Genomic DNA, 20,858 nt, shown 5'->3' with positions numbered 1-20,858 from the left:
CCCGCCGTACGCCGGCCGCGGTAACCCGCTCCGAACGTTGCCCTGACATGCCGTACACTTGCGAACCGGTGCCACTGCCGCCTTAGCTCAGTCGGCTAGAGCGACGCACTCGTAATGCGTAGGTCGACGGTTCGATTCCGTCAGGCGGCTCCACGCGAAGCCCCGGTCGATGACCGGGGCTTCAGTCTTTTCCCAGGTCAGCGCTTGATCAACGATCACGGCAGCAGATGACAGTTCGCCATCTGCCAGGTGGCACATTGAACGGTGGCGATCAGCGACCCGTCGTGCTCTACTGACTGCAGGCACAAACGGGCGGTATATCGAGGGGGAAGAAAAGAGCGGCACCCGGCGGCAACCGGGTGCCGTTACTGCCTCCGCACCCGATCCGCCCGCCGATCAGCGAGGTGGGAATTCTCTCCGTGCCCCCAGCGGCCCTTTTCCTTCCTCGTGTCAGGAGCGAAAGGGAAGGCAATGCTCATTTATTACCGGGGACCCGACGCCTTCATCACCGACGACAAATTCGTGTGGCTCCACGACACCCCCAGAATCGTTCCGGTACGCGCGCTTCGCGACGTCCAGCTCGTCGAGCAGGCGGCCCGCACCCGCTTCGCCGACACCTTCCGGATCGCCGGCGGTGGCCTCGCGGTCTTCGCCGTCGCGGGCTGGTTCACGGCCGGCCCGATGGTCGGCGCGACCCTAGCGATACTCGCTGTGTCGGCGATGCTCGTCGCCGTCCGCAGTCGACAGATCTTGGGTGCGAAGAACTATCGCGTTGTGGCGAACCTCTCCGGAGCTCGGGCGACCATCTACGAGAGCCGTGACGTCCGGGTGTTCCACCAGGTCACTCGGGCTCTACGCCGGAGTGTCGAGAATGGTCGGCGCGACCACTCCGATTACCGTCTGGCACCGGCTTCATGATCACTGTCAGCCCCTGACGTGTGACTGATCTCGGTTCGGTGAACCCTTCGAGCTTCCGCTTCGTTTCCATGTAAAGTGACGCGCGACCTCGCTGCCTGCCAACAGGCAAGCAGCGAGGTGGCAGTTTGAGGCATCTCTTCAACGACGAAGATGAAGGAGTCATGGCCGAGGCCGTTCAGCCAAACGTTTCACCGACCGTCGCGCGCAGGCGTGTGCGGCTGGCGCTGCGTGAGGCGAGGGAGGCCGCGAACCTGACCCAGCTCGAAGTCGCCGAAGAGATGGAATGGTCACTCAGCAAAGTCATTCGTATCGAGAATGGCGATGTCAGCATTTCACCGAACGATCTTCGGCCGTTGCTGAGTTACCTCAAGATCAAGGATCGGACGCAAATCAGTGCGCTGATCGGCGATGCCAAGATCGCCCGGATGCGGCAGCATTTCGCTTGGTGGCAGGACGCCGCCTTCCGTGACATCAGCCCGCAGTTGCGGCAGTTCTTCGAATACGAGTCGGTCGCAGTCGCGGTTCGAAGCTTCAACATCTGGTACATCCCTGGCGGTTTGCAGCTTCCCGAGTATTCGCGTGCCCTTACCGGCCCGTTTACGGACGAGGCGCAACCGGTCGCCGGGGATCCGCTTTCCGCGGACCGGGTCGAGGCCGTGATCGCGGCTCGGCGGTTGCGTCGTGAGGCGCTGCTGAGCCGACTCGGGTCGATGAGCTTCCAGACCCTCCTGGACGAGGGCGTCTTCATGCGCTCCAAGGGTGGTCCGGCGCTGTTCGCCAGGCAACTCAAAGAAATGCGTCGCCTGGTGGACGAAAAGTTGATCCGCATGCGGATGCTGCCCTTTTCGCTTGACGTGCCCATCGCCAACAACGCCAGCTTCGATCTGTTGTCGTTGGGTGGGGTCGGGCCCGGCAATGAGGTCATGTACAGGGAGAACGGGGTCACGGACGAACTCATCGAGGACAAGAACGTGACGACACGTCATCTACAGCGCTTCGACCAGCTCTGGGATGTATCACTCGATGAGGAGAGCACGATCTCGTTCGTGGGACGCCGGATAACATATCTCGAAAGCATGATCAAAGCCGGTGACAAGGCGTAACCTCCTTTTGTAAACACCCTGGCGCCGTGTCCCCGTGTCCCGGCGCCCTCCTGAACCGGAGACCACAGAGTGAACGTTACCGAGCCGAAATGGCTTAAGAGCTCCAGCTGCAGCGGGGGCACCTGCGTGGAGGTTGCGAAGGTCGCGGATGAATACCTGATCCGTGACTCGAAAAACCCGGAGATGGCGCCGCTTCACTTCACGGCGGACGAGTGGGACGCGTTCGTCCAGGGCGTCAACGCCGGCGAGTTCCGCTTCTAGGCTCCACACAACGGGCGTCCGACCTCGATTCACGGTCGGAGACGCGGATCGGACGCCCGCAGAAAAGCGCATAGCGGGTCTTTGTCATAAAGCCTGACAGAACCGTCTATTCATTCATGTTTATCGCTGCTTGATCGGAACTGTGTCGCTTACCGTGGAACGCGGAGTCACGGAGGAGGCACGATGATCGAGTCGCGGCAACATCCTGTCTGGCGTCGGAGCAGGAGATGTACCGGCGGCAACTGCGTCGAGGTGGCGAAGCTCGACGGTCACGTTCTGGTACGCAACTCCGCCGAGCCTGAGGTCGTGGTGACGTTCTCCCACGCCGAATGGGCCGCATTCCTCGCCGGAGTCGACGAGTTCCGCTGATCGTATGCCCGCCTGACGTGCGTCGAACCTGGCCGGACGGCGTACCCGGGACGGCATACTTGCTCTGATGAGAGACGGCGATCGCAAGCCGGACGACTACTCCCGGGTCACTGATCCGGGGCGGTTCGCCGTGCTGCACGAGACGGCGGAAACCTTGCTCGACGAGCTGACCGACCAATACACGGTCGAACGCCGGGAGGCCAAGGAGCCCCTCGGCGATCAGCTGCACCGTACGGTCCGCCTGGTTCCCCGCACACCCGCCGCCGCGCCGCTGGCCATCGCGTTCACCGACTTCCCGAGCGTGCTGCTGCGGTTCGGGCGGTGGTATGAGGAGAGCCTGCCGAACTGCGGGTGCGACGCCTGCGGCGAGGAGCCGGACGCGCTCGTCGGCACTCTCCGGGCGCAGGCGTCGGCGCTGGTCGAGGGCGGTCTCTGGGAGCGGGTACGTCGCGGTGTCGGTGGTTCCTGGTCCGAGGTGCGGCTGATCGGCCCGGACCTCAACCTCCGCCGGGAGACCCTGCTCGACCCGGCCGCGGCCCGTTCGGCGCGCCGCGAGGGCTTCGCCGCCGCCGTGCAGTGGGCGCCATGGCCTCGGCGGTCGTCGATCGCCTGAAATTGTCGGACCCCAGTGCTAAAACCTGACCCCATGGATTGGATACGCGCCACCGCGGTCGATCAACTCGGCTTCTACTGGGACAACACGCTCTGGCCACGATTGCGTGGTCTGACCGACGACGAGTACTTCTGGGAGCCGGTGCCCGGCTGCTGGTCGGTGCGCCCGGACGCGGCGGGCAACCTGGTGTCCGACAACGCGCCGCCCGGCCAGGAGCCCGACCCGCCGCCGGTGACCACCCTGGCCTGGCGCATCAACCACATCGCGGTGGGCTGCTTCCACATCCGGGCCAGCACGTTCTTCGGCGACGGCAGCGGGCCCGCCGACGCCGACATGTTCGACCCGCGGCACGTGCCGGCCTCCCTGCCCGGGACGGCGGCCGAGGCGCTCGACTTCCTCCGGCGCTCCTACGAGTGGTGGCGCGACGGGCTGCTGTCGATGAGCGCCGAGGAGTTCGAAACGCCGCTCGGGCCGCGCGGCTCGTTCTTCGCCGAGCAGCCGATGGCCCAGCTCGCGCTGCACATCAACCGCGAGACGTTCCACCACGGCGGCGAGATCGGCCTGCTCCGCGACCTCTACCGAGCCGGCAACCCCCAGTGGTAGCCCCCGGCGCTGTCCGCCGGTCAAATACCGCCCCGTGCTACCACCGTTGTCGGGGTCGCGGGGCGGGCCGAGGCCCGGTCGGGTAAGCCTTGATGGTAGCCCTGGGCGCTATGCGCGGGGCGGATGCCGCTCGGGGCTACCACTGTTGTCGGGGTCGCGGGGCGGGGCCCGGGCGGTGAGTCTTGGTGGTAGCGCGGGGCGCTGTGCGCGGGGCGGATGCCGCTCGGGGCTACCACTGTTGTCGGGGTCGCGGGGCGGGGCCCGGGCGGTGAGTCTTGGTGGTAGCGCTGTGCGCGGGGCGCTGTGCGCGGGGCGCTGTGCGCGGGGCGCTGTGCGCTGTGTGCGGGACGCTATGCGCGGGGCGGATGCCGCTCGGGGCTACCACTGGGGGTGGGGTCGCCGCCGAGGAGGTTGACCGCGACGCGGATGGGGGAGCGGCGCATGACCTCGGCCATGGTCAGCTCGCCGCGGCAGAAGCCCTCGAAGGCGCGCCAGCCCATCGGCGTGGCCATCGCGGCGTGCACCAGGCGCTTGTGACGGGAGAAGACGTTCAGCAGGCGGCGGCCGGCCTGCATCTCGGGCACCAGATGCTTGCCGATCAGGGCGGGGTAGCCGTCGAGGGCGCCGACGCCCTGCCCGGCGGCTCGGGCGGCCACCTCGCCGGCCCAGGCGCCGGAGCGCAAGGCGTAACTGATGCCCTCGCGGGTCCACGGTTCCAGCAGGCCGGCCGCGTCGCCGGCGACCAGCACACGACCGCGGGCCAGCGGGGCGTCGTCGGTGCGGCAGCGGGTCAGGTGGCCGGAGTCGCGGCGTACCTCGCGGCCGGTCAGGCCCAGCCCGGCCAGGAACTTGGTCAGATAGTCCTTGGTCTCGGCGCCCTTACCCTTGGCCATGATGACGCCGACGGTGAGCTCGTCGTCCGTGGTCCAGCAGTCGGCTGAGGCGCAGTGGGCGCCATGCGACTCGCATCCCTTCATCTTGGGGAAGACCCAGCCGTACGAGCCGGGCTCGGCACCCCAGTCCAGGTGCACCCGGCCGCGCCAGGCCGCCCGGTCTTCCGGCGTCGCCGCCAGCTCCACCTCGAGCCCCAGATCTTGCTGCTCGAAGGTGACGCCGACGTAGCGGGACGAGATGCCGGCCGAGCCGTCGGCCCCGATCACCACCCGCGCGGTGAGCGAGACGCCGTCGCCGAACAGCACGGTGGCCGCGTCGGCGTCCTGCTCGAGTCCGCGTACCTGCGCGTTCTGCAGCACCTTGGCCCCGGCGGCGGCGGCCGCCTCGAGCCAGGCGTGGTCGAAGTCGTTGCGCCGCACCATCGTGAGCAGCGGCGTGGCGGACTGCCGGGTGAAGGCCCGGTGGCCGTCGTCGGTGAAGGTGATCGCCGAGATCGCGTCTCGGCCCGGGACCTGGATGCGCGGCGCGGCCATCGCCAGCGACGTGCCGATCAGGCCGCCGCCGCAGGTCTTGTAGCGGGGGTGCTCGGCCCGGTCGATGACGATCGTGCGAGCGCCGGTGGCCGCCGCGGCGCGGGCCGCCGACAGCCCGGCTGGTCCGGCGCCGACGACCGCCACGTCGAAGTCCGGCTCAGCCATCACACCCGGAGTCTATGGCCCGCTGTCCCGGGGCCGGGAGTCCGGCCCCGGGGGCGGTCGATCATGCGTTGGCGGGCTGCCGGACCTGGTCGAGCAGCGCTTCGCAGAACGCGGGCAGATCGTCCGGTTTGCGGCTGGTGACAAGCGTCCCGTCGACGTACACCTGCTCGTCGACCCAGGTGGCGCCGGCGTTGGCCAGGTCGGTGCGCAGGCTCGGCCAGCTGGTCAGGGTCCGGCCGTCGACCACGCCCGCCTCGACCAGCGTCCAGGGGCCGTGGCAGATCGCCGCCACCGGCTTGCCCGAGTTGACGAAGTCGCGCACGAAGCGGACGGCGTCGGGGTCGGCCCGCAGGAAGTCCGGGTTGGCGACGCCACCGGGGAGCACGAGGGCGTCGTACTCGTCGGGATCTGCGCTCCTGACCTGCTTGTCGACGGGGTACGTGCCGGCCTTGTCCATGTGGTTGACGGCCTGGATCTCGCCCGGCTTGATCGAGAGGAGTTCGGCCGTGCCGCCCGCGGATTCAACCGCCTTCCGCGGCTCGGTGTACTCGACCTCCTCCACGCCGTCGGTCGCCAAAAACGCCACTCGCTTGCCTTGAATCGACGCGGTCATCGAACTGCTCCTCTCCTCGCTTCTCCTGGTGCGTTGCCCGGGAGGAAAGGGCACAAACCTCGTCCTGAGTGGACTCAGGCGCGGCGCGAGGCGCGGGCGAGTGCTGGGACGCGACGACGGTTGGCCAGCTCACCGGCGAACCAGGCGGCGTAGAAGGCGCCGGTCAAGGCCAGGACCTCAACGGCCAAGATGCCCCAGCCGGCCACCCGGTTCGGGGACTGCATGCGCAGCATCAGCACCACGGCGTACAGGAAGAGAACGCCCATGTTCATGAGGTTGCGCAGGATGCCGACGCGCTTGGCGCGCCCGTTGCGGACGAAGAGCACGTCGATCGCGGCGGCCAGGACGACCAGCACGCCTCCGGCCAGACCGGCGAGAATGTTCCAGTAGGCGAGTTGTCCGACGATGTCCGGGCCGCCCAGCACGTTGGCCAGGTCGAAGAGGACGGCGATGGTGAAGAGTCCCAGCGGGAACATCATCAGGACGGGGTGGACAGCCTCGCCGGCGATCCGGAGTCGACTTTCCATGGCTTGATCAGCCTCCCCAGCTGTGGTCGATCCAAGGTCGTCAGTGGCCGTACCCGGGCTCTTCTCTGGCGAAACGCGACGTCGTGTGCCTCACGTATCCATTCTCCTACCGGTCGGCTACCGGTCCGAGAGAATTCACCCGTTCTCGTTTGCCCAGCTCATCTGGCTTACTAGTCGACCGTACGCTTACTTCGCCTGTACGCAATCTGCAATGTGGCAGGTTGATGTGTAGCGGACAGCCGGGTAGCCGTGCTGTACTACGGGTAGACAAGGGGCGGGACTCGAGAGGCAACGACAGCAAAGGCACCCGGCGGCAACCGGGTGCCTTTGTCGCCTCTCAGCACCGTCATCAAGTCGCAACGAGCGAGGCGGGGAATTCTCTCTGCGCCAATGGTGGCTCGCTGTTCCCCCTCCTCGCAAGGAGTCCGGGGAAGGAGTTCGCCATGCGCACCTACTACCGTGGGCCTGACGCCGTGGTGACCAGCGAACTCTTCGTCTGGCGAACCACGCCGACGAGGATCTTCGCGATCCGCGAGCTGCGAAACGTGGGCATCACCTGCACCGTCGTCGACCGCAGCCGGCCGCCCACCGCACCGGCCGCTGCCGGATCGGTGGCCCTGTCCGTGGCCGTCTGGCCCGCGGTCGAGACCCCAGCGATGATCGCGCTGGGCGTGCTGGCCGTCGCCGTGCCGGCCATCGCCATCGCGGCCTGGTGGCGGGTCCGCCCGCGCCGGTGGGAACTGCACGCCACCTACCGGGGCGGCGAGGTCGTCCTCTTCGCCAGCACGAACGCCAGGGTGTTCAACCAGGTTGCCCGCGCGCTGCGGAGATCGATCGAAGAGTCCCATCCACATGGGACCTGGACCGTCTGAGTCGCCGCGGGTGCCCGGAACTCTTCCCGGGCACCCGCCCATGTCCAGGCTGATGCTCCGGAGGTCCACTTCGTACGGCTCCGCCGGCGTCGGTGCTGGCCGGACGTCAGAGGAATTTGATGCGTTCCTGTTTGCCGTCGCGCTCGACGATCAGCACGCCGTCGTCGCTGCCGTTTACCGCGGACAGGACAAATTCGTAGAGCTGGACGGCACGATTGATGGTGTCGGTCTTGTTGAGGTGGACAAGTTTTGCCGCGCTGATGAGTGCGTCCACCGTCTTGGGACTGAACTTCACCGTTACCTTCGTGAAGTCGTCCGGCGCGGGCTCGGCGACGGCCTGGCGCTTGGTGACTGCACGATCGTTGGTCCGGGTCAGAAGTCCCATGAGATCCTCCAACAGATGCTTGCGTCCCGATTCACATCTTAGCTATTCGGCAGGCTGGGAGCCGTGCTGAGGCCATATCAGAGCCAGTTGTGGACCAGCTTCGAGTGCCCGGTTGCGGCGCGGGTGCGATTTGGTTGTTTTTCGTGAGGCCAGCATTCGCGGCGCTACCCTGTTGTCCGGAGCCCGCGACGGAGGTGGCCAGTGGAGGACGGCCTCGCTGCACCGCGTGTACCACCCGAGATCAATCTCGAGGATGAGCCGGCGGTGGACCCCGACTTCATCATCGTCCTGGGACCGCACGAAATTTCGTCGCATCCCGAGCAATGGCGCCAGGAGCAAGATGAGTAACAGGTACGCGGACTTGGACTTGGGTTTCGACCGGCCGTCCAAGCGCGGCGATCGAGCGATCGAGCTTGTTCCGTACAACCAGGATCTCGATCTGTCCTTGGACGAGCCCATCAAGCGTAGTGACAAGGCCATCGCGACAGAACCGTGGAACTCGGCCAAACACCTGGCCGACACGCGCTCGTCGTTCGCGCGCCGCCTGTTCTGGCTTCTCGCGGCCATCCTGGGCGGTGGGCTCCTGCTCGTCGCCACCAACCGCTTGACCGACATCGAGTTCCAGGACGCCAAGGACATCTTTCTGACCATCTTCACCGCCGTGCTGGCGATACTCAGCTCGGTGGTCGGCTTCTATTTCGGCCGCGGGGATCGGAAAGAAGACGCCTGATCAGCGGAACAGGATGCGTTCCTGCTTGCCGTTGCGCTCGATGATGAGCACGTTTTTCTCGTTTCCGTCCACTGCGCTGACCACGAAATCGTAGAGCTGCAACGCGCGGTTGATGGTGTCGGTGCGGTTGAGCTCGGCGAGACGGGAGGCGCGATTGAGTGCGTCGACAGACTTGGAAGTCAGCTTGACCGTCACTCGGGTTGCCGCGTCCCGGTCAGAACCTGACTGGGGGATTTCAGACGTCATGACTGAGGGGGGCCTTTCTTGTTACCGGGCGCAATGATGCTCTCCCACTGTTGCTGATCCTCAACGTGCCGTGGCCAACCGAGCGGCCATATCTCGGCTGCCTTACAGCCATACTCGGGCTGCCCCGAGATGGGTCACCGAAAATGGCTGCGCTCGCGCACCACCAGTCACTTCTCTGGTGATGCGGGTGGGATCAATTCTTACGCGACGGGTCCAAGGGACGGATGGCGTTGGCGAGCATCAGGGCTATGGCTAGGAGCGCGGCCACGGCGATCAGGCCCCGTTGCACGGTGATGTGGTCGCCGAGAAAACCGATCAACGGGGGGCCGCCGAGGAAGGCGCAATAGCCGACCGAAGCGACCACGCTCACCCGGGCCGCCGCCCGGGACGGGTCGTCGGCGGCGGCGCTCATGCCGACCGGGAAGCCGAGAGATGTGCCCAGGCCCCAGAGCAGGGCACCGGCGAAGGCTATCGGGAGGGCCGGGCCGAAGACGAACAGGAGCAGGCCGGTCAGGGCGATCAGGGCCAGGACACGGACTACCGGTACGCGGCCGAAGCGGTCCAGCAGGCCGGGGCCGAACCAGCGGCCGGTGGTCATCGCGGCCAGGAACAGGGCGTAGGTCAGGGTGCCGCTGGTGGCGGCGGCGCCGTAGTCGTCGATGACGGCCACGGCGATCCAGTCGACGCCGGTGCCCTCGGCGAAGGCGAAGGCCAGGACGAACAGGCCGACCAGGAGGGTGCGTGGTTCGACCCAGGCCGACCGGACGGACGGGGAGGACGAGGCAGCGGAGGTAAGAGACGAGGACTCGGTGTCGGGGAGGAAGGAGCGGACGCCGGCGATCACGGATGCGGCTATGGCGACGGCGAAGAAGATCAGGTGGGCGGTGACCGAGATATGCAGGGCGATCGTCGCGGTGCCGGTCAGAGCGCCGGCCACCGTACCCACGCTGAAGCCGGCGTGGAAGCGGGACATGATCGAGCGGCCCAGCTTGCGTTCGACCACGGCGCCCTGGACGTTCATGGCCACGTCCCAGGCGCCCTGGGCGAAGCCGAAACCGAAGAGGCCGAGCATCACCGGCACCACGCCGGCGTGGTAGCCGAGGGCGATGCCGGTCATCGAGATCGCCAGCAGCACGGCCATCGCGGTGATGGTCCGGCGGGAACCCAGGCGGGTCACAATCGTGCCGGCCAGGGGCAGGGCGACGATCGAGCCGGCCGCGATGGCCAGCAGGACCAGGCCCAGGCGGCTGGGGGTGAGCTCGAGCCCGTCGCGGACCTGGGGGATGCGGGTGGCCCAGCTGGACATGGCCCAGCCGGAACCGATGAACGCGATGTAGACGCCGCGGGTCGCCGCTCTCACCCGGGTGTCGTCGCGGACCGTGTCAGCCACGCCTCATCCTCCGCCTTCTTGCGAGCGATGCCGTCCTTACCGTCGTACCGGACGAACTTGGGCAACAGGGCGGCCAGGACGGCCGTACCCACGATGCACAGCGCGCCACCCACCCAGATCGAGCCGCCCACGCCCAGGCCGGTCCGGGCCATGGCGCCGGACCGGACCTGACCGAGCAGCGGACCGGTGGTGTACGACAGCATCTCGATGCCGGCCAGCCGGCCGCGCAGGTGATCGGGGATGGTCTGGCTCCAGATGATGGCCCGGAAGATGCCCGAGATCATGTCCGAGGCGCCCGCGAAGGCCAGGCTGAGCAGGGTCAGCCAGAGCCAGTGGGACAGGCCGGCGCCTAGGATGCCCAGGCCCCAGCAGGCGGCGGCGACGACCACCATCAGGCCGTGCCGGTGGACTTTGCCCGACCAGCGGGACGTGAGCGTGGCCAGCATCGAACCGGCGGCCGGGGCGGCGTACAGCAGACCGAGGATCTTGGGCCCGCCGAGCTGGTTGGCCAGAAACGGGTAGAGCGCCTGAGGCATGCCGAAGAACATGGCGTTGACGTCGATCAGGTACGTGCCGAGCAGCTCGGGACGGCTCTTGGCGTAGCGCAGGCCGGTGACCACCGACCGCAGTGAGGGACGGTCGGCGTCGCCGGGCGGCGGGACCGCGCGCACCAGCGAGATGCAGACCAGGGACACCGCGAAGGTGAGCAGGTCGAAGGCGTACACCCAGGCCAGGTCGACGCTGGCGATCAGGATGCCGGCCAGGGCGGGTCCGGCCAGCTGGGCCACGTTGTACTGCAGCGACTGCAGCGACATGGTGGCCGGGAGCTGCTCCGGCTCGACCAGCCGGGGGATCATCGCGTCCAGGGCCGGCCGGGCCAGGCCGCTGAACGTGGCGGCGAGCGCGGCCACCACGTACAACAGCCAGAGGTGGGGCTCGTCGGACAGGGCGTTGAGCAGGAGCACGCCGCACAGAGCGGTCTGCGCGATCTCGGCCCCGCGGACCAGCAGCTTGCGGTCGAGGAAGTCGGCCAGCGCCCCGCCGACGAAGCTCATCACGATCAGCGGGACCAGCTCGCACAGGCCGAGCAGACCCACCATCAGCGGGTCCCGGGTGATCGCGGCGACCTGGAACGGGATCGTGACGTAGGTGATGAAGGACCCGAAGCCGGACACCGCGCCGGCCGTGAACATCAGCCGGAAGTCACGGGACGTGCGTAGCGGCGACAGGTCCATTCCGAGCATGGGCTACTTGAGCACCAGCTTGCCGGTCGACTCGAAGGTGGCCAGGTCGGCCAGTGTCTCCTCGATGATGAAGGACCGGCCGCCGGGCAGCGCGTCCAGCGGGAAGAAGCCCGAGTCGACGGTCTCGTCGGTGGTCTCGAGCAGCTCGCCCTCCCAGGTGTGGATCCGGAAGGCCATCAGGATCTGCTGGTACGCGTGACCCCAGTCGTTGGTGAACTGGACCCGCGAATAGAAGGCGAACGGGGTCAACGAGGTCGCGGTCAGCCCGGTCTCCTCCCACACCTCGCGAATCGCGCACTCCTCCATGCTCTCGCCCAGCTCCATCGCACCGGCCGGGATGGCCCAGCGGTGGTTGTCGGAGCGCTGGATCAGCAACAGACGGTTCTGGTCGTCGATGATGACGCCGCGGGCGGCCACGAACAGCAGCCGTTCCTCGTCGCCGGCGAAGGCCCTCTGACGGCCCAGGTACGAGTCAGCCCAAGACAATCCCACGCGGCAAGATTAAGCAGACTTCTTGGCCGCGCGCTTGGCGGTTTTTTTCGCCGGCTTGGCCGACGTCTCGCCGCGCGCGGCTTTGGCCCGCTCGACGCTTGCCTTCAGGGCCGCCATCAGGTCGACCGCGGCGGCCGGCTCCTCGTCCGCCTCCTCGGGCGCGACCACCTCACGGCCCTCGACCTTGGCGTCGATGACCTCCTGCAGCGCGGCGCGGTAGTTGTCGGTGAACTCGTCGGGCTTGAAGCTGCCGGCCATCGAGTCGATCAGCGAGCTGGCCATGGCCAGCTCGGCCGGCCGGGTCTCGATGTCCTCGTCCAGGAAGCCGAAGTCGACGCCGCGGACCTCGTCGGGCCAGAGCATCGTGTTGAGGACCAGGACGTCGTCGCGGACCCGCAGGGTGGCCAGCTGTTCCCGCTGGCGGATGGCGATCTTGACGATGGCGACCCGGTCGGCGTCCCGCAGGGCGTCGCGGAGCAGCACGTACGGTTTGGCCGCCTGTCCCTCGGGCTCGAGGTAGTACGCCTTGGCGAACATGATCGGGTCGATCTCGTCGGCCGGCACGAACTGCAGCACGTCGATCGCCCGGGACGTGGTCAGCGGCAGCTCGCTGAAGTCCTCGTCGGTGAGAATGACCATCTCGCCGCCGCCGATGTCGTAGCCCTTGGCGATGTCGTCGTAGGTCACCTCCTCGCCATCGACCGAGCAGGTGCGCTTGTACTTGATCCGGCCGCCGTCGGTGCGGTGCACCTGATGGAACCGGATGTCCTTCTCCTCGGTCGCGGAGTAGAGCTTCACGGCGATCGACACAAGGCCGAACGAGACCGCGCCCTTCCAGATCGCTCGCATGACTGCCACCTAACCTGTTTGGCCTGCTCGGATCAAGGATGGCAGCCCGCTGTAACCGAGGTAAGTGCTTATGGTGATCAGGTGCCCGCTCCGCTTTCGCCCATGCTCGCGACCGCGGGCCCGCTGCCGCGCGGGCCCGGGTGGAGCTATGAGTTCAAGTGGGACGGGGTACGGGTGATCGCGGCGTGTGGCCCGGAACCGCCCCGGCTGTACGCGCGCTCGGGCACCACGGTGACCGTCGCATATCCCGAAATAGCACCTTTACGCCTGCCGCCGGACACGATTTTGGACGGCGAGATGGTCGTGATGGACGCGCGCGGGCGCCCGTCCTTCACCGCGCTGGCCGAGCGGATGCACGTCCGGGACAAGCTCAAGGCGTCCGCGCTGGCGGCCACCCTGCCGGTGACGTACATGATCTTCGACCTGCTCCGGCTGGACGGCGAGGATCTCGAGCGGCGTCCGTACGCCGTCCGCCGCGAGCTCCTCGAGGGTCTGGACCTGGCCGGCCGGAACTGGATGGTGCCGCCGGTCTTCACCGACGGCGAGGCGACCACCGCGGCCGCCCGGGAGTACCAGCTCGAAGGCGTGGTGGCCAAGCGGGCGGGCGGGTCGTACACGCCCGGGCTGCGGTCGCCGGACTGGGTCAAGGTCAAGTTCGAGCACACCGGCGACTACGTGATCGGCGGCTGGCGGCCCGGCGCCCGGCGGCTGGGCGGCCTGCTGGTCGGCTCGCCCGGGCCGGACGGCCGGCTGCGCTACCGCGGCCGGGTCGGTGGCGGGATCAGCGGCGCCTCGGAGAAGGAACTGCTCGACGCGCTCGGCCCGATCGCGGCCGAACGGTCACCGTTTCCGGCGGGAGCGGTGCCCCGGGAGGATGCGCGCGGCGCGCACTGGGTACGACCCGACCTGGTGGTCGAGGTTCGCTACGGCAACCGCACGCCGGACGGGCGGCTGCGGTTCCCTCGATTCCTCCGGTTGCGCCCGGACAAGGGGCCGGCGGACTGCTACGAGGAGGACGACGATGGCTCCTGAGCGGCGGACGGTGTTCCCGGTCACCATCGAGGGCCAGGATCTCGAGCTGTCCAACCTGGACAAGGTGATGTATCCGGCCGCCGGTTTCACCAAGGGTGAGGTCATCGACTACTACACGCGGCTGGCCCCGGTGCTGCTGCCGCACCTGCGCGGGCGGGCGCTGACCCGGATCCGCTTCCCCAACGGTGTCGACGGCGCGCACTTCTTCGAGAAGAACAAGCCCGGGGGTACGCCGGACTGGGTGCACACCGAACGGCTGCCGGTGCCCGGGTCGACCAAGTCCCGCGAGACCATCGACTTCGTCGTCGTGGACAACCTGGCCACCCTGGTCTGGGTGGCCAACCTGGCGTCGCTGGAACTGCACACGCCGCAGTGGCGGGTCGGCGCGGACCCGGACCTGATGGTGGTCGACCTCGATCCGGGGGCGCCGGCCGGGTTGCAGGAGTGCTGCGGGGTGGCGGTGCTGATGCGCGACCGGCTCGAGGCGGACGGCGTGGCCGCGTACCCGAAGACCTCGGGGAAGAAGGGCATGCAACTGTGCTGTCCGATCTCCGGCGCGCAGGACGCCGAGGAGGTCTCCCGGTATGCCCGGAAGGTGGCCGAGGAACTGGCCGCGATGGTCCCGGCGTCGATCACCGCGAAGATGGCGAAGAACCTGCGGCCCGGCAAGATCTTCATCGACTGGAGCCAGAACGCCGCGGCCAAGACCACTGTCGCGCCGTACTCGCTGCGGGCACAGCCCTCGCCCACCGCCTCCACCCCGCTGACCTGGGAAGAAGTCGAGGCGATGGGTACGGGCGAGGCCGAGGCCCGGCAGTTCGGCGCGCACGAGGTGCTCCAGCGGGTCGAGGAGCTCGGTGACCTGCTGGAGCCGCTGCTCAACCGGGGACCCCGGCTGCCCTGACCGGCGCTCGTATCGACCGGGCCCCGCGGTTCGCGGATGGAAACGCCGGTAGGTCGTACTCGGGGCGGAGGGCTGCATCCGGTAGCCGGTACCTTGCGCGGCAAGGTACCCTGTGCGGCATGACCGACGTCGCCCAACTCGCCACCAGCCTGCGCCGCGGGACCCTCGAGTTCTGCGTGCTGGCCATGGTCGAGCGGGAGGACATCTACGGCACCGAGATCGTGCGACGACTCGGCGAGGAACGCAGCCTCGCCACCACCGAGGGCACGATCTACCCGCTGCTGTCCCGGCTCCGCCGCGTCGGCTGGCTGGACAGCAAATGGAGCGAGTCGCCGTCCGGGCCGCCCCGGCGCTACTACTCGCTCACCGACAGCGGCCGGGCGGCGCTGGAGAACTTCCGCACCGAATGGACGTCGTTCCGGCAGACCGTCGACCGACTCGTAGGGGTTGAGGCATGAGCAGCATCAACAAGATCGATGTGGTGGGTGAATACCTGCGCGAGGTCGACCTGCGGCTCAGCGGGCTGCCGCTGCTGCAGCGCCACGAGCTGCTGGCCGACCTCCGGGCCCACATCGACACCGCGCGCGAACAGGGTGCGTACACGGACAGCGAGATGATCGAGGTGCTGCAGCGGCTGGGCAGCCCCGAGGCCATCGCGGCCGCGGCCTACTGGGAGGCCGGGCCGCAGCCGCCGCGCTTCCAGCCCGCTCCGCCGCCGGAGTCCGCCCCGCCGAGCGGTGGTGTGCCCGGCTGGGTGATCGCCACGATCGCCGGCGTCGTCGCCGTCTTTATCATCGGCGGGCTGATCGGCTTCCTCGCCCTCGCCCGGGTGGGCGGCGCGCCGGCACCGGCGACGGCCGTGGTGGACGCTCCCGGCGCCCCGCACGCCCCGGACGCCCCAGACTTGGTGCCGGCCCCGCGACCGACCCAGTAACCGGTCAGTCGACCTGCGGCAGCGGCGGGCCGAGCACGTCGTCGGCGTCCACAATGGTGTACGCGTACCCCTGCTCGGCCAGAAACCGCTGGCGGTGAGCGGCGTACTCGGTGTCGATGGTGTCCCGTGACACCACGGTGTAGAAGTGCGCCTGCCGCCCATCCGCCTTCGGCCGCAGCACCCGCCCGAGCCGCTGCGCCTCCTCCTGGCGTGACCCGAACGTCCCGGACACCTGGATCGCCACCGCCGCCTCGGGCAGGTCGATCGAGAAGTTGCCGACCTTCGACAGCACCAGCGTGCGCAGCTCGCCGGCCCGGAACGCGTCGAACAGCCGCTCACGCTCCTTGTTGGTGGTGGAACCCTGCACGATCGGGGCGTCGAGGTATTCGCCCAGCTCGTGCAGCTGATCGAGGAAGCCGCCGATGACCAGCACCTGCTCGTCCGGGTGCCGCTCGACCAGGGCCCGGACCACGGGCAGCTTGGTGCGGGCGGTGGCCGCCACCCGGTAGCGCTCCTCGGCGTCGGTCACCGCGTACGCCATCCGCTCGGCCTCGGTCAGTGTGACCCGCACCTCGGTGCACTCGGCCGGCGCGATCCAGCCCTGCGCCTCGATGTCCTTCCACGGCGCGTCGTAACGCTTGGGGCCGATCAGCGAGAACACGTCGCCCTCGCGGCCGTCCTCGCGAACCAGCGTCGCGGTCAGCCCGAGCCGGCGGCGGGCCTGCAGGTCGGCCGTGAACCGGAAGATCGGCGCCGGCAGCAGGTGCACCTCGTCGTAGATGACCAGGCCCCAGTCCCGCGCGCCGAACAGGTCGAGGTGGGTGAACGCGCCGCCGCGCCGCGAGGTCAGCACCTGGTACGTCGCGATCGTGACCGGGCGGATCTCCTTACGCTCGCCCGAGTATTCGCCGATCTCGTCCTCGGTCAGCGACGTGCGGGCGACCAGCTCGCGTTTCCACTGTCGGCCGGCCACCGTGTTGGTCACCAGGATCAGCGTGGTCGCCTTGGCCGTGGCCATCGCGGCCGCGCCGACCAGCGTCTTGCCGGCGCCACAGGGCAGCACGACCACCCCGGAGCCACCGGCCCAGAAACCGTCGACGGCCTCCTGCTGGTACGACCGCAGCGTCCAGCCGTTCTCGGCCAGGTCGATGTCGTGCGCCTCGCCGTCGACGTACCCGGCCAGGTCCTCGGCCGGCCAGCCGAGCTTGAGCAGCGCCTGCTTGAGGCGACCACGCTCGGAGGCGTGCACGGCGATCGTCTCGTCGTCGATCCGGGCGCCGAGCATGCCGGCCAGCTTCTTGCTCTTCGCCACCTCGATCAGCACGATCTTGTCGAGGCCGCGGAGCACCAGGCCGTGGCCGGGGTCGTTGACCAGCTGAAGCCGGCCGTACCGGTCCATCGTCTCGGCCACGTCGACCAGCAGCGCGTGCGGCACGGGATAGCGCGAGAACTTGATCAGCGCGTCGACCACGCCCTCGGCGTCGTGGCCGGCCGCTCGCGCGTTCCACAGGCCCAGGGGCGTCAGGCGGTAGGTGTGCACGTGCTCCGGACTGCGCTCGAGCTCGGCGAACGGCGCGATCGCCATCCGGCACGCCTGCGCGTCCGGGTGGTCGACTTCCAGGAGCAGGGTCTTGTCGGACTGGACGATCAGCGGTCCGCCACTCACTTGGCAGCCTTCCCACGGAAGTAAAAGACCCTCAAGTCTACTGCTCCTCCGGGACCGCCGCGGTTATGCGATGCAGCGCGAACGTGTGCAACGTCTCGGTCCGGTCGTCCTCGGCGCGCAGATAGCCGGCACTCAGCGACACCGGACGGACCAGCCGGGACAGCGTGGCGCCGTGCGAGTCGACGTACCCGACCCAGACCCGTGCCTTCTCGCGCACCGCCTTCTCTAGCACCGCCATCGCCTGACCGTGCGCCTGCACCGAGGTCAGACCGGGCACGCCCTGGCCGTTGGCCGCGCGCACACTGACCGGCGCGCGCCGGGCCGCCCGGGTCGCGATGTCGCCCTTGCGGATCTGCTCGACCACCCCGGCCAGGCGGGGTCCGGCCAGCAGCGGAGGCCCGGCCTGGTGGTCGGCCAGCTTCACGGAGAGGGGGGTACGGGAGGGAGCCCGGCGAACCTTCGGCCGGCTCAGCACGGCCGACCCGCCCGCGTCCTCGGCCACCGGCGCGTAGCCGGCATCGCGGAGCGCCCCCAGCAGCCGGCTCACCGGATGCGGGCTGACCAGAACGGTCGGTGCCAGCCGGCGCAACCCCAGGCTGCCCAGCCGCTTGTCGGCCAGCACCTCGGCCACCAGCGCCTCGTCGTCGCTGCGCAGATAGCCACCGGCCGAACCGGCGCGCAGCCCGCCGTGCTTGCGGGCGGCGTCGTCGATCAGATAGGTCAGCGCCTGCGGCACCGGCGTCCGCGAGCGGCGCTGGAAGATCGCGTGCAGGTCGGTCGCGGCGTACCCGACATCCAGCGCCCGGCGCACGCTGGTCGCGGTGACCCGGCGCATCGCCGCCGACTCCTTCTCGGTCAGCACCTCCAGCTCGGCGGCCAGCTCGGGCTCGGGCGGGCCGGGCACCACGACCGACAGGTCGGCCTGCACCAGCACGTGATCGACCGGGGCCGGGAGCAGGCCGTCGAGCGCCCGGACGGCGTCGGTGGCCGGCTCGGCCCCCAGCGGGTCACCGTCCTCCGGGTCGAGGAGCAGCCGGGCGTACGAGGTGAGCGCGTCCCGCCCGACCACCCCGAGCAGCGCCGCGCTCTCCAAAGCGTCCCGGTGCACCGCCTCGCGGCCCCGGGCCCGCCGCGGCGCCTGCCAGAACAGCAGCGCCAGCACGTCCTCGACCGGCGGCGCGGTGCCGGTCGGCAGCGCCGCCAGGGCCATCAGCGCCTCCCGCCGCGCCTGCGGGGCCGCCGGCCGTTCCGCCTCCGGGGACAGCGGGGTGATCGGGCGGTCCCGTTCGTCGCGCTGACCGACCAGGCCCGGCTGCCGGGTCATCATCAGCCAGGCCCGGGCCAGGGCGGTCCAGCGCTGGGCGATGCTCTGCGCCCGCCACAGGTCGTACGCGCCGGTGGGCAGGAAGATCTCGTCGCCGGTGGACCCGGTGCCGCGGCTGATGCCGGAACGGTCGGCCTCGCCGAGCAGGCCGGTCGCGTGCGCCACCTCGAGCGTCAGCGCCGCCGTGCGCTCGTCGACGTTCACCTCGCGGGCCAGGCGTTTCAGATCCCGTACGCCCAGGCCGCCCGCCTTCAGCACCGGCGCCGGATCAGCGGCCAGGGCCTCGAGCAGGTTCTCGGTGACGCTGACCGCCTCCAGGGCCTGACCCGCGCCCGCCGCGTCGGCCACCTTCACGTCCCGTACCGGATTTTCCGGAGCCGGCGGGTGCGGCCGCAGCTGGCCCAGCGGCCCGGTCTCCCGGCGCAGCAGCATGCCCACCTCGCGCGGCAGCTCGACCAGCTCGCCGTCCGGGCGTGGCGCCCGGCCCGCCTCGGACACCCGCACCAGCAGGAGATGGTCGATCAGCCAGCGCACCGGCTCGGACACGATCCCGTCATGGGCGGTGCGACCGCCCAACGCCCCGATCGGCGGTCCCGCGGCCAGCCGGTCCAGCACCTTGCGGGCGTCCGGCGTGGCCTCCATCACGGTCCGCCGCAGCTTGGCCCGGTCGGCGCAGAGCGCGGCCGCGGACGGGTCCAGATAATCGGCGGGCCGGCCCAGCCCCGCCGGGTATGGCGACGTCACCTCGTCGACCGCGCCGACGACCTGCAGCGCTTCCTCCGGCCCGTGCAGCAGGAAGCGGGCTCGCAACCGGCCGATCGCCACCCGCACGTCGTTCGCGGACGACGCCGAAGCCAGCTCCACGATCGCATCGGCCGAGGTCAGAGCCGTTTCCGAGGAACGGGTGAGCCGGGCCGCGTCGAGGATGGCCAGGGTGAACTCGTCCAGCGAGTCCAGGCACCGGGCCACCGAACCCCGGGACTGCGCGCGTACAGCCAGAGCGGACACATCCGAGGGGACCGGCACGACGAGATCGGGGCGCAGCTGAATCAGCGCCCCCAGGGCTTCGTCGGGCAGGGACCGGAGTTGATCGGCGAATGTCGTGGCCATCCCTTCCCAAGTTACTGGCCGTGGGACGATGGTGGCGGGCCCGGGCGTGGCCGGGTTTCGATATCGACCTTCAGGGGGCAGTGGAGTGGCCGAGGAACTCAAGGTGCCGGGCACCGGCGTGCGCGACGGTGGCGCCAATCCGAGCCGGGCGCGGCCGCCCAAGGACGGTCACCTGGCCATCTCCGAAATCACCTCGGACAAGGCGGCGGCGCCCTCGCCGTTCGGTGACGACCAGACTTTCCCCCTGCCGGTTGACCAGCTGACCTACAGGCCGACCCTGACTCCGTGACGGACGCCTCTGCCGGTCGACCAGCTGACCTACAGGCCGACCCTGACTCCGTGACGGACGCCTCTGCCGGTCGACCAGCTGACCTATACCCCGTCGCTCACTCCGGGGGCCCGGTCGGGGCGGTCGGGTTCGACCTGGACATGACCCTGATCGACTCCCGGCCCGGCATCGCGGCGGCCTATCGGGCGCTCAGCGCACAGACCGGTGTGCCCATCGACGCCGAGCTCGCGGTCACCCGGCTCGGGCCGCCGCTGCGCACCGAGATCCGCGAGTGGTTCCCGCCCGAGCAGGTCGAAGAGGCGGTCACCACCTACCGCGCGCTCTACCCCGCGTACGCCATCGAACCGACAGGGCCCACCCCCGGAGCCGTCGCCGCGGTCACCGCCGTGCGCGCCCTCGGCCTTCGCGTGGTCGTCGTCACCTCCAAGCTCGGCCGCCTCGCCGAGCTGCACCTCGCCCACCTCGGCCTGCCCTACGACGAGCTGGCCGGCGACCTCTTCGCCGAGGGCAAAGCGGCGGCCCTGACCGAACACGGCGTCCGGTGGTATGTCGGTGACCACACGGGTGACATGGTCGCCGCTCGCACAGCGGGCATTCCGGGCATCGGCGTGGCGACCGGTCCGTGCTCCGCCGCTGATCTCCGCACTGCCGGCGCCTCCTACGTGCTGTCCGACCTCACCGGTCTGCCCGCCCTCCTGCGGGAGATAACGGTTGGGAGTCGGCCGGGCACCTTGGATAGCCTGGAGTCCTAGTTCTCCCCCCGGCGATTTTGCGATGTGAGTTGAGGTCAGC

Annotated in this window: 26 protein-coding genes and 1 tRNA gene; 16 read left to right on the top strand and 11 right to left on the bottom strand. The window is 69.2% G+C overall.

Annotation, left to right across the window (positions count from 1 at the left end):
* Positions 1–76 precede the first annotated feature (76 nt).
* The 7 genes from ACGFIO_RS15780 to ACGFIO_RS15750 all read left to right on the top strand — a co-directional run bounded on the left by ACGFIO_RS15780 (position 77) and on the right by ACGFIO_RS15750 (position 3,867).
* Positions 77–153, top strand: a tRNA-Thr gene (locus ACGFIO_RS15780).
* Between the two features lie 318 nt (positions 154–471).
* Positions 472–918 carry a DUF6232 family protein gene (locus ACGFIO_RS15775; RefSeq protein ID WP_392826798.1) on the top strand — a complete coding sequence of 149 codons (447 nt, stop codon included), beginning with the start codon at positions 472–474 and terminating at the stop codon, positions 916–918.
* Between the two features lie 125 nt (positions 919–1,043).
* On the top strand, positions 1,044–2,021 hold the full coding sequence (locus tag ACGFIO_RS15770; protein ID WP_392826796.1) for a helix-turn-helix domain-containing protein: 978 nt from the start codon (positions 1,044–1,046) through the stop codon (positions 2,019–2,021).
* Between the two features lie 69 nt (positions 2,022–2,090).
* Positions 2,091–2,282, top strand: coding sequence for a DUF397 domain-containing protein (locus ACGFIO_RS15765; RefSeq protein WP_392826794.1), 192 nt, complete (start codon positions 2,091–2,093; stop codon positions 2,280–2,282).
* Between the two features lie 183 nt (positions 2,283–2,465).
* Positions 2,466–2,651 carry a DUF397 domain-containing protein gene (locus tag ACGFIO_RS15760; protein ID WP_392826793.1) on the top strand — a complete coding sequence of 62 codons (186 nt, stop codon included), beginning with the start codon at positions 2,466–2,468 and terminating at the stop codon, positions 2,649–2,651.
* A gap of 67 nt (positions 2,652–2,718) precedes the next feature.
* On the top strand, positions 2,719–3,264 hold the full coding sequence (locus tag ACGFIO_RS15755) for a DUF6226 family protein (protein ID WP_392826792.1): 546 nt from the start codon (positions 2,719–2,721) through the stop codon (positions 3,262–3,264).
* A gap of 33 nt (positions 3,265–3,297) precedes the next feature.
* Positions 3,298–3,867 carry a DinB family protein gene (locus ACGFIO_RS15750; protein WP_392826791.1) on the top strand — a complete coding sequence of 190 codons (570 nt, stop codon included), beginning with the start codon at positions 3,298–3,300 and terminating at the stop codon, positions 3,865–3,867.
* A gap of 350 nt (positions 3,868–4,217) precedes the next feature.
* On the opposite strand, the gene ACGFIO_RS15745 is transcribed toward ACGFIO_RS15750, so the two are convergent.
* The 3 genes from ACGFIO_RS15745 to ACGFIO_RS15735 form a co-directional block, all read right to left on the bottom strand.
* Entirely contained in the window at positions 4,218–5,459 is a 1,242-nt protein-coding gene (locus tag ACGFIO_RS15745; protein ID WP_392827079.1) for an FAD-dependent monooxygenase, read from the bottom strand.
* A 61-nt stretch (positions 5,460–5,520) separates the two neighbouring features.
* Positions 5,521–6,072 (bottom strand): type 1 glutamine amidotransferase domain-containing protein, encoded by a 552-nt coding sequence (locus ACGFIO_RS15740; protein ID WP_392826789.1) that lies wholly within the window; start codon positions 6,070–6,072, stop codon positions 5,521–5,523.
* A gap of 74 nt (positions 6,073–6,146) precedes the next feature.
* Positions 6,147–6,599 (bottom strand): DUF2231 domain-containing protein, encoded by a 453-nt coding sequence (locus ACGFIO_RS15735; RefSeq protein WP_392826788.1) that lies wholly within the window; start codon positions 6,597–6,599, stop codon positions 6,147–6,149.
* 443 nt (positions 6,600–7,042) lie between these two features.
* On the opposite strand from ACGFIO_RS15735, the gene ACGFIO_RS15730 reads away from it, so the two are divergent.
* The gene (locus tag ACGFIO_RS15730; RefSeq protein WP_392826787.1) at positions 7,043–7,471 is read left to right on the top strand and encodes a DUF6232 family protein; all 429 of its coding nucleotides are present in this window, start codon (positions 7,043–7,045) and stop codon (positions 7,469–7,471) included.
* Between the two features lie 106 nt (positions 7,472–7,577).
* On the opposite strand, the gene ACGFIO_RS15725 is transcribed toward ACGFIO_RS15730, so the two are convergent.
* The gene (locus tag ACGFIO_RS15725; RefSeq protein WP_392826785.1) at positions 7,578–7,856 is read right to left on the bottom strand and encodes a hypothetical protein; all 279 of its coding nucleotides are present in this window, start codon (positions 7,854–7,856) and stop codon (positions 7,578–7,580) included.
* 201 nt (positions 7,857–8,057) lie between these two features.
* Here ACGFIO_RS15725 and ACGFIO_RS15720 point away from each other — a divergent pair, with 201 nt between their 5' ends.
* Positions 8,058–8,204, top strand: a complete 147-nt coding sequence (locus ACGFIO_RS15720; protein ID WP_392826783.1) for a hypothetical protein — start codon at positions 8,058–8,060, stop codon at positions 8,202–8,204.
* Positions 8,205–8,223: 19 nt separating this feature from the next.
* A complete protein-coding gene (locus ACGFIO_RS15715) occupies positions 8,224–8,586 on the top strand; it encodes a hypothetical protein (RefSeq protein WP_392826782.1) in 363 nt (120 codons plus the stop codon).
* On the opposite strand, the gene ACGFIO_RS15710 is transcribed toward ACGFIO_RS15715, so the two are convergent.
* The 5 genes from ACGFIO_RS15710 to ACGFIO_RS15690 form a co-directional block, all read right to left on the bottom strand.
* A complete protein-coding gene (locus ACGFIO_RS15710) occupies positions 8,587–8,781 on the bottom strand; it encodes a hypothetical protein (protein ID WP_392826780.1) in 195 nt (64 codons plus the stop codon). It lies immediately after the preceding gene.
* Between the two features lie 244 nt (positions 8,782–9,025).
* Entirely contained in the window at positions 9,026–10,222 is a 1,197-nt protein-coding gene (locus tag ACGFIO_RS15705; protein ID WP_392826779.1) for an MFS transporter, read from the bottom strand.
* The gene (locus ACGFIO_RS15700) at positions 10,189–11,466 is read right to left on the bottom strand and encodes an MFS transporter (protein ID WP_392826778.1); all 1,278 of its coding nucleotides are present in this window, start codon (positions 11,464–11,466) and stop codon (positions 10,189–10,191) included. Before ACGFIO_RS15700 ends, ACGFIO_RS15705 begins: the two co-directional genes overlap by 34 nt.
* A 3-nt stretch (positions 11,467–11,469) precedes the next feature.
* Positions 11,470–11,958 (bottom strand): NUDIX domain-containing protein, encoded by a 489-nt coding sequence (locus ACGFIO_RS15695; RefSeq protein ID WP_392826776.1) that lies wholly within the window; start codon positions 11,956–11,958, stop codon positions 11,470–11,472.
* A gap of 9 nt (positions 11,959–11,967) precedes the next feature.
* Positions 11,968–12,807 (bottom strand): Ku protein, encoded by an 840-nt coding sequence (locus ACGFIO_RS15690; RefSeq protein ID WP_392826774.1) that lies wholly within the window; start codon positions 12,805–12,807, stop codon positions 11,968–11,970.
* 102 nt (positions 12,808–12,909) lie between these two features.
* On the opposite strand from ACGFIO_RS15690, the gene ligD (ACGFIO_RS15685) reads away from it, so the two are divergent.
* From ligD (ACGFIO_RS15685) to ACGFIO_RS15670, 4 genes are all read left to right on the top strand, one after another.
* Complete coding sequence (gene ligD / locus ACGFIO_RS15685) at positions 12,910–13,839, top strand: non-homologous end-joining DNA ligase (protein WP_392827078.1); 930 nt, start codon at positions 12,910–12,912, stop codon at positions 13,837–13,839.
* Positions 13,829–14,743, top strand: coding sequence for a non-homologous end-joining DNA ligase (gene ligD / locus ACGFIO_RS15680; RefSeq protein WP_392826773.1), 915 nt, complete (start codon positions 13,829–13,831; stop codon positions 14,741–14,743). Before ligD (ACGFIO_RS15685) ends, ligD (ACGFIO_RS15680) begins: the two co-directional genes overlap by 11 nt.
* 119 nt (positions 14,744–14,862) lie before the next feature.
* Positions 14,863–15,201 (top strand): PadR family transcriptional regulator, encoded by a 339-nt coding sequence (locus ACGFIO_RS15675; protein WP_392826771.1) that lies wholly within the window; start codon positions 14,863–14,865, stop codon positions 15,199–15,201.
* Positions 15,198–15,677, top strand: a complete 480-nt coding sequence (locus tag ACGFIO_RS15670) for an HAAS signaling domain-containing protein (protein ID WP_392826769.1) — start codon at positions 15,198–15,200, stop codon at positions 15,675–15,677. The genes ACGFIO_RS15675 and ACGFIO_RS15670 overlap by 4 nt, the downstream gene beginning before the upstream one ends.
* Before the next feature lie 4 nt (positions 15,678–15,681).
* Here ACGFIO_RS15670 and ACGFIO_RS15665 read toward each other — a convergent pair whose 3' ends face one another.
* Complete coding sequence (locus ACGFIO_RS15665) at positions 15,682–17,343, bottom strand: DNA repair helicase XPB (RefSeq protein WP_392826768.1); 1,662 nt, start codon at positions 17,341–17,343, stop codon at positions 15,682–15,684.
* 37 nt (positions 17,344–17,380) lie between these two features.
* On the bottom strand, positions 17,381–19,777 hold the full coding sequence (locus tag ACGFIO_RS15660; protein ID WP_392826766.1) for a helicase-associated domain-containing protein: 2,397 nt from the start codon (positions 19,775–19,777) through the stop codon (positions 17,381–17,383).
* Between the two features lie 85 nt (positions 19,778–19,862).
* Between ACGFIO_RS15660 and ACGFIO_RS15655 the strand changes: the two genes are divergently transcribed.
* The gene (locus tag ACGFIO_RS15655) at positions 19,863–20,066 is read left to right on the top strand and encodes a hypothetical protein (RefSeq protein WP_392826764.1); all 204 of its coding nucleotides are present in this window, start codon (positions 19,863–19,865) and stop codon (positions 20,064–20,066) included.
* A 50-nt stretch (positions 20,067–20,116) separates the two neighbouring features.
* Positions 20,117–20,818 carry an HAD family hydrolase gene (locus ACGFIO_RS15650; RefSeq protein ID WP_392826763.1) on the top strand — a complete coding sequence of 234 codons (702 nt, stop codon included), beginning with the start codon at positions 20,117–20,119 and terminating at the stop codon, positions 20,816–20,818.
* Positions 20,819–20,858: the final 40 nt, after the last annotated feature.

This window comes from Actinoplanes sp. NPDC049265 (genome assembly GCF_043197135.1).
In the GTDB taxonomy this organism is placed as follows: domain Bacteria; phylum Actinomycetota; class Actinomycetes; order Mycobacteriales; family Micromonosporaceae; genus Actinoplanes.
Note: the sequence above shows the minus strand (reverse complement) of the source record. Positions and strands in the feature narration are given on the sequence as shown.

What these genes read in the sequence shown, in the direction of transcription:
- ACGFIO_RS15775 (WP_392826798.1), top strand. Translation starts at nt 472, where the DNA reads ATGCTCATTTATTACCGGGGACCCGACGCCTTCATCACCGACGACAAA.
- ACGFIO_RS15760 (WP_392826793.1), top strand. Translation starts at nt 2,466, where the DNA reads ATGATCGAGTCGCGGCAACATCCTGTCTGGCGTCGGAGCAGGAGATGT.
- ACGFIO_RS15755 (WP_392826792.1), top strand. Translation starts at nt 2,719, where the DNA reads ATGAGAGACGGCGATCGCAAGCCGGACGACTACTCCCGGGTCACTGAT.
- ACGFIO_RS15750 (WP_392826791.1), top strand. Translation starts at nt 3,298, where the DNA reads ATGGATTGGATACGCGCCACCGCGGTCGATCAACTCGGCTTCTACTGG.
- ACGFIO_RS15745 (WP_392827079.1), bottom strand. Translation starts at nt 5,459, where the DNA reads ATGGCTGAGCCGGACTTCGACGTGGCGGTCGTCGGCGCCGGACCAGCC.
- ACGFIO_RS15740 (WP_392826789.1), bottom strand. Translation starts at nt 6,072, where the DNA reads ATGACCGCGTCGATTCAAGGCAAGCGAGTGGCGTTTTTGGCGACCGAC.
- ACGFIO_RS15735 (WP_392826788.1), bottom strand. Translation starts at nt 6,599, where the DNA reads ATGGAAAGTCGACTCCGGATCGCCGGCGAGGCTGTCCACCCCGTCCTG.
- ACGFIO_RS15730 (WP_392826787.1), top strand. Translation starts at nt 7,043, where the DNA reads ATGCGCACCTACTACCGTGGGCCTGACGCCGTGGTGACCAGCGAACTC.
- ACGFIO_RS15725 (WP_392826785.1), bottom strand. Translation starts at nt 7,856, where the DNA reads ATGGGACTTCTGACCCGGACCAACGATCGTGCAGTCACCAAGCGCCAG.
- ACGFIO_RS15700 (WP_392826778.1), bottom strand. Translation starts at nt 11,466, where the DNA reads ATGCTCGGAATGGACCTGTCGCCGCTACGCACGTCCCGTGACTTCCGG.
- ACGFIO_RS15690 (WP_392826774.1), bottom strand. Translation starts at nt 12,807, where the DNA reads ATGCGAGCGATCTGGAAGGGCGCGGTCTCGTTCGGCCTTGTGTCGATC.
- ligD (WP_392827078.1), top strand. Translation starts at nt 12,910, where the DNA reads ATGCTCGCGACCGCGGGCCCGCTGCCGCGCGGGCCCGGGTGGAGCTAT.
- ligD (WP_392826773.1), top strand. Translation starts at nt 13,829, where the DNA reads ATGGCTCCTGAGCGGCGGACGGTGTTCCCGGTCACCATCGAGGGCCAG.
- ACGFIO_RS15675 (WP_392826771.1), top strand. Translation starts at nt 14,863, where the DNA reads ATGACCGACGTCGCCCAACTCGCCACCAGCCTGCGCCGCGGGACCCTC.
- ACGFIO_RS15670 (WP_392826769.1), top strand. Translation starts at nt 15,198, where the DNA reads ATGAGCAGCATCAACAAGATCGATGTGGTGGGTGAATACCTGCGCGAG.
- ACGFIO_RS15660 (WP_392826766.1), bottom strand. Translation starts at nt 19,777, where the DNA reads ATGGCCACGACATTCGCCGATCAACTCCGGTCCCTGCCCGACGAAGCC.